Here is a 319-nt window from a genome sequence, read left to right on the forward strand (position 1 = left end):
CGTCCCCGGCCGCGCGGCCCGCCGCCGACGGCCGGGGGTGGCGGTGACGCACCACCACCACGATCCACCGCCCCCAGCACCAAGGAGCAACATCGTGGCCGACAAGGCAACCGCTCAGGAATTCGACGTCCTCGTCCTCGGCGGCGGCTCCGCCGGGTACGCCGCAGCCCTGCGTTCCGTGCAGTACGGCAAGTCCGTCGCCCTCGTGGAGAAGTCCAAGGGCGGCGGCACCTGCCTGCACTGGGGCCGCATCCCCCCCCAGGCCTACCCGCACGCCGCCGAGGTGGCCGATCAGTCCCGCACCGCCCCCCCAATCGGC

General features: G+C 74.3%; 1 protein-coding gene. It reads left to right on the forward strand.

The genetic code is table 11. From position 1 onward, the window contains the following. Positions 1 to 94 precede the first annotated feature (94 nt). Positions 95 to 319 (forward strand): FAD-dependent oxidoreductase (locus KVS67_RS11755; protein ID WP_217565425.1); only part of this gene is annotated, 225 nt, incomplete at its 3' end.

This window comes from Micrococcus sp. GbtcB5 (assembly GCF_019091605.1).
Classification (GTDB): Bacteria; Actinomycetota; Actinomycetes; order Actinomycetales; family Micrococcaceae; genus Micrococcus; species Micrococcus luteus.